This is a genomic window from Gryllotalpicola sp. CP2-P1, assembly GCF_057512245.1.
Genome location: NZ_JBLRDT010000201.1, coordinates 1 through 4624, shown reverse-complemented (window position 1 = coordinate 4624; position 4624 = coordinate 1). Strand labels below are relative to the sequence as shown.

Genomic DNA, 4624 nt, shown 5'->3' with positions numbered 1-4624 from the left:
CGTGAGCGCCCCGATCGCGCGCCGCCTGGTCGGCGAGGGCGGCCTGCAGCCCGTGGCATCCGCCCTCACGGGAGCGGCTCTCGTCACCGCGGCCGACTTCGTCGCGGCGCGGCTCGGGGACTTCCAAGCGCCCGTCGGCCTCGTCACGGGCGTCGTCGGCGCGCCCTACCTGCTCTGGCTGCTCACGAGGAAGGACGGTGCGATCGCATGAGCGACGCCCTCTCCCCCGCGACCCCGCGCACGCTCGCGGCCCACGGGCTGCAGCTCGGCTACGAGGGGCGCACGATCGTGCCCGACCTCGACCTCGAGCTCACGCCCGGGCGCATCACCGCGATCATCGGCGCGAACGGAAGCGGCAAGTCGACGGTGCTGCGGGGGCTCGCCCGCCTGCTGGCGCCCCGCGCGGGCAGCGTCACGCTCGACGGCGCCGACATCCGCGGCATCCCCGGGCGCCAGCTGGCGCGCATGCTCGGCATCCTGCCGCAGGAGCCCATCGCCCCCGAGGGCGTCACCGTCGCCGAGCTCGTCATGCGCGGCCGCCACCCGCACCAGGGCGTCTTCGGCGGCCGCAGCGCCGAAGACGAGAACGTCGTGGCAGAGGCATTGCGCCTCACCGACACCCTCGAGCTCGCCCCACGGCGGGTCGGCGAGCTCTCCGGCGGCCAGCGTCAGCGCGTCTGGATCGCGCTCGCACTCGCCCAGAACCCCGACGTGCTGCTGCTCGACGAGCCGACCACCTTCCTCGACATCGCCCACCAGCTCGAGGTGCTCGACCTCCTGTGCGAGTTGAACGACCATCTCGGCACGACGGTCGTCATGGTGCTGCACGACCTCAACCTGGCGGCGCGCTACGCCGACGAGCTCGTGGTCGTGGCCGAGGGCCGCGTGCTCGCCACCGGCTCCCCCGCCGAGGTGATCACCGAGAGCGTGCTCGCGACCGCCTTCGGGCTCTCCGCCCGCGTCATCGCCGACCCCGAGACCGGTTCGCCGCTCGTGGTGCCCACGGCACGGCGCATTCCCTCCCCACTACGAAAGGACCCCAGATGACCACACGACGCCTGCGCCTGCTCGGCGCGGCCGCCGCCGTCGTCGCCAGCGCGCTCGCCCTCACCGGCTGCGGCGCCTCCGGCGGCGGAAGCGACTCGAAGCCGAAGAGCACAGCCGCGACATCCGTCGCGATCCACGACGCGTTCGGCGACACCGTGATCTCGTCGAAGCCGAAGCGTGTCGTGACGCTCGGCTGGGGCTCCACCGAGGCGGCGCTCGCCATCGGCGTCGACCCGGTGGCCATGCCGTTCCAGGAATACGCCGGTGACAAGAAGGGCGTGCTGCCGTGGATCAACGACTACGTCGAGAAGCACGACCTCACGATGCCCACCGTGCTGCCGAACACGACCGACGACCCGCCCTATGAGGCGATCGCGGCCGCGAAGCCCGACCTGATCCTCGCGCCGTACTCGGGTCTCACGGCCAAGCAGGACCAGCTGCTGAAGGCGATCGCGCCGACGGTCGCCTACCCGAAGACCGCGTGGGCGACGCCGTGGAAGGACGTCATCTCGATCACCGGCAAGGCGCTCTTCGAGCCCGCGAAGGCGAAGAAGGTGCTCGCAGGCATCGACGCGCAGATCGCGAAGCAGGCAGCCGCGCACCCCGAGTTCACAGGCAAGACCATCGCCGCGGTGTGGGGCAGCGCCTCGGAGTTCGACGTGTACAAGAAGGCGGATTCCCGCGTGCAGTTCGCGCTGGACCTCGGGTTCACCTCGGCGCCGAGCGTCGACGAGCTCGCCAACGGCGATCAGACCTTCTACTACGCGCTGAGCACCGAGAAGGTCGACCAGCTGAAGAGCGACGTGCTGCTCTCCTTCGCCTCGACCGACGCCGAGCAGCAGGCGTTCCTCACCTCGAGCTACGGCTCGGGGATGGAGCAGGTGAAGAAGGGCGCCGTCGCCCAGGTGACGGGCCCCGCCTTCGTCTCGGCGGTCTCGCCGCCCACGGCGCTGTCCCTCTCGTGGGGCCTGAAGGACTACGTCGCCGCCCTGTCGAAGGCGGCGAAGGCAGCCGAGTAGCGCGCTGCCGACACACTCCCGGCGGTTCTGGACGCCGGGCAGAGAGAGGCCCCGGGAGGATCGCTCCCGGGGCCTCTCGTCTGTCGTCTGTTGTCTCGCGCGCCGACGAGAATCACGAGCGGATGCCTCGGCCGAGGCATCCCCTTCAGCTATTCGCCCTCGTCCTCGTCGTCACGCGGCTTCACATACGGGTCCTCGTCGCCGGCGTACTGCGCGCCCTGCGCGAGCGCCGCCACCTCGGAATCGCGCGCCGCGGCGGAGCGCAGCAGCTCGTCGATGTGCGCGGCGTTCTCGGGGATCGCGTCGGCGATGAACTCGAGCGTCGGCGTCAGCCGAACGCTGATGTTGCGGCCCACCTCGGTGCGCAGCATGCCGGTGGCGGCTTTGAGCGCCTTCGCCGAGTCGGCGCGCTCCTGCTCGGAGCCGTACACCGTGTAGAAGACGCTCGCGTGCTGCAGGTCGCCCGTCACACGCACGTCGGTGATCGTCACGAAGCCGAGGCGCGGGTCGCGCAGCCCCTTCTCGAGGCGCTTCGCGATGACCACCTTGATGCGGTCGGCCAGCTTCCTGGCTCGTTCCGGATCAGCCATGAGCCGTTCCCCTTTCCTGGGTGAGGAAAGCGCGGGGGCCGGAACCGACCCCCGCGCTGCAACTCACTAGACGCGAGGCTTCTCGCGCATCTCGATGGTCTCGATCTCGTCGCCGACCTGGATGTCGTTGAACTTGCCGAGGCCGATACCGGCTTCGAAGTCGGTGCGCACCTCGGTGACGTCGTCCTTGAAGCGGCGCAGCGACTCGATGGCGAGGCCGTCGGCCAGCACCACGCCGTCGCGGATGACGCGCGCCTTGGCGTTGCGCGTGATCGTGCCGCTGCGGACGTAGACACCCGCGATGTTGCCCCACTTGGAGGAGCGGAACACCTCGCGGATCTCGGCGAGACCCGACTGCACCTCTTCGAACTCGGGCTTGAGCATGCCTTTGAGGGACTGCTCGATGTCGTCGATCGCGTTGTAGATGACCGAGTAGAAGCGGATGTCGACACCCTCGCGCGCGGCGCGCTCGCGGGCCTTGACATCGGGGCGGACGTTGAAGCCCACGATGATCGCGTTGTCGATCGTCGCGAGGTCCACGTCGGACTCGGTGATCGCACCGACGCCGCGGTGCAGGATGCGCAGCTGGACGCTGTCGTCGACCTCGATCTTGAGCAGCGACTCCTCGAGGGCCTCGACGGCACCCGAGACGTCACCCTTGATGATGAGGTTGAGCGACTCGACCTTGCCCTCTTCGAGAGCGCGGGTGAAGTCCTCGAGGCTGATGCGCTTGCGCGCCTTCGCCAGCTGGGCGTTGCGCTCGGCCGCTTCGCGCTTCTCGGCGATCTGGCGGGCCGTGCGGTCGTCCTCGGTCACGATGAACGTGTCACCGGCGCGCGGCACCGACGAGAGACCCTGCACCTGGACAGGGCGGCTCGGAAGCGCCTCTTCGACGCTCTCGCCGTTCTCGTCGAGCATCGCACGGACGCGGCCGTAGGCCGTGCCCGCCACGATCGAATCGCCGACGCGCAGCGTGCCGGACTGGATCAGAACGGTCGCCACGGCGCCGCGGCCCTTGTCGAGCTTGGCTTCGATCGCGACACCGCGCGCGTCCTTGTCGGGGTTCGCACGCAGGTCGAGCCCGGCATCGGCCGTGAGCAGCACGGCGTCGAGCAGCTCGGTGAGACCGATGCCCTCGCGCGCCGAGACGTCGACGAACATCGTGTCGCCGCCGTACTCCTCGGCGACGAGGCCGAACTCGGTGAGCTGCTGGCGCACCTTCGCCGGGTTGGCATCGGGCTTGTCGATCTTGTTGACGGCGACCACGATCGGCACGTCGGCGGCCTGCATGTGGTTCAGCGCCTCGACCGTCTGCGGCATGATGCCGTCGTCGGCCGCGACCACGAGGATCGCGACGTCGCTGACCTGCGCACCGCGAGCACGCATGGCGGTGAACGCCTCGTGCCCAGGGGTGTCGATGAAGGTGATGGCGCGCTCGGCGCCCTCGTGCTCGGTCCACACCTGGTAGGCACCGATGTGCTGCGTGATGCCGCCGGCCTCGCCTGCGATGACGTTCGTCTGACGGATCGCGTCGAGGAGGCGCGTCTTTCCGTGGTCGACGTGGCCGACGACGGTGACCACCGGCGGACGGGGAACCAGGTCCTCGTCGGACTCGTCCTCGCGCTCCTGGTCGAGGTCGATGTCGAAGCCCTCGAGGAGCTCCTTGTCCTCGTCCTCCGGCGAGACGATCTGGATCTTGTAGCCCAGCTCGGCGCCGAGCACCTCGAACGTGGCCTCGTCGAGCGACTCGGTCGCCGTCGCCATCTCACCGAGGTGGAACAGCACGGTCACCAGGTTGCCCGGGCTCGCGTCGATCTTGTCCGCGAAGTCGGAGATGGAGGAGCCACGGCGCAGGCGGATGACCGTCGAGCCGTCGCCGCGGGGAACACTCACGCCGCCAAGCGACGGAGCCTCCCGCATCTCGAACTCTTGGCGCTTCGTCCGCTTCGACTTGCGGGCGCGGCTCTT

The 4624-nt window shown here is 69.7% G+C and carries 5 protein-coding genes; 3 read left to right on the top strand and 2 right to left on the bottom strand.

Annotated features, from left to right (window positions below):
- The 3 genes from ACM2XV_RS12670 to ACM2XV_RS12660 all read left to right on the top strand — a co-directional run.
- Nucleotides 1-211: iron chelate uptake ABC transporter family permease subunit (locus tag ACM2XV_RS12670; protein WP_487027182.1), on the top strand; the 211-nt coding region annotated here is incomplete at its 5' end.
- Complete coding sequence (locus tag ACM2XV_RS12665; RefSeq protein WP_487027181.1) at nucleotides 208-1047, top strand: ABC transporter ATP-binding protein; 840 nt, start codon at nucleotides 208-210, stop codon at nucleotides 1045-1047. The genes ACM2XV_RS12670 and ACM2XV_RS12665, both read left to right, overlap by 4 nt.
- A complete protein-coding gene (locus tag ACM2XV_RS12660) occupies nucleotides 1044-2066 on the top strand; it encodes an iron-siderophore ABC transporter substrate-binding protein (RefSeq protein ID WP_487027180.1) in 1023 nt (340 codons plus the stop codon). The genes ACM2XV_RS12665 and ACM2XV_RS12660 overlap by 4 nt, the downstream gene beginning before the upstream one ends.
- Nucleotides 2067-2215: 149 nt before the next feature.
- Here ACM2XV_RS12660 and rbfA read toward each other — a convergent pair whose 3' ends face one another.
- Nucleotides 2216-2656 (bottom strand): 30S ribosome-binding factor RbfA, encoded by a 441-nt coding sequence (gene rbfA / locus ACM2XV_RS12655; protein WP_344773170.1) that lies wholly within the window; start codon nucleotides 2654-2656, stop codon nucleotides 2216-2218.
- Between the two features lie 66 nt (nucleotides 2657-2722).
- Nucleotides 2723-4624 (bottom strand): translation initiation factor IF-2 (gene infB, locus ACM2XV_RS12650; protein WP_487027179.1); only part of this gene is annotated, 1902 nt, incomplete at its 5' end.

Coding starts and splice junctions, on each gene's coding strand:
- ACM2XV_RS12665 (WP_487027181.1), top strand. CDS start 208: ATGAGCGACGCCCTCTCCCCCGCGACCCCGCGCACGCTCGCGGCCCAC.
- ACM2XV_RS12660 (WP_487027180.1), top strand. CDS start 1,044: ATGACCACACGACGCCTGCGCCTGCTCGGCGCGGCCGCCGCCGTCGTC.
- rbfA (WP_344773170.1), bottom strand. CDS start 2,656: ATGGCTGATCCGGAACGAGCCAGGAAGCTGGCCGACCGCATCAAGGTG.